The sequence below is a fragment of the Actinomadura keratinilytica genome, from assembly GCF_039539665.1.
In the GTDB taxonomy this organism is placed as follows: domain Bacteria; phylum Actinomycetota; class Actinomycetes; order Streptosporangiales; family Streptosporangiaceae; genus Spirillospora; species Spirillospora keratinilytica.
On sequence record NZ_BAABDO010000304.1, the window covers coordinates 1 to 515 of the forward strand.

Below are 515 nucleotides of genomic sequence, written 5' to 3' on the forward strand. Positions count from 1 at the left end.
GGCGCCGAGGGGGCGGGTGAAGCCGTCGGGGATCACCACGTCGTCGCGGGTCAGCTCGTGGACTGACGAGCGGCCCAGGCCGAGCAGCGCCGAGTCGATGCCGCCGCGCAGGATGTCCAGCACGTTCTCCACACCCGCCTGCCCGCCCGCGGCCAGCCCCCACAGGTACGCGCGGCCGATCATGACGGCGCGGGCGCCCAGCGCCAGCGCCTTCACCACGTCGCCGCCGCGCCGCACGCCGCCGTCCAACAGCACCTCCACCTGGTCGCCGACCGCGTCCGCCACGGCGGGCAGCACCCGGATCGGCGCGGGCGTGCCGTCCAGGTTGTTGCCGCCGTGGTTGGACACCGAGATCGCGGTGACCCCCGCGTCGACCGCGCGCCGGGCGTCGTCCACCCGGCAGACGCCCTTGAGCATGAACGGCCCGTCCCACTGCTCGCGCAGCCACCGCACGTCGTCCCACGAGGGCGGAGGGGTTTGCATCCACTCGCCGTAGGCGCCGAAGAACGTGGGCG

General features: G+C 75.0%; 1 protein-coding gene. It reads right to left on the reverse strand.

Going from position 1 to position 515, the window contains the following annotated elements; genetic code table 11:
- A partial coding sequence (locus ABD879_RS32840) for an alpha-hydroxy-acid oxidizing protein (RefSeq protein WP_345025693.1) occupies window positions 1-483 on the reverse strand: 483 nt, incomplete at its 3' end.
- Window positions 484-515 lie beyond the last annotated feature (32 nt).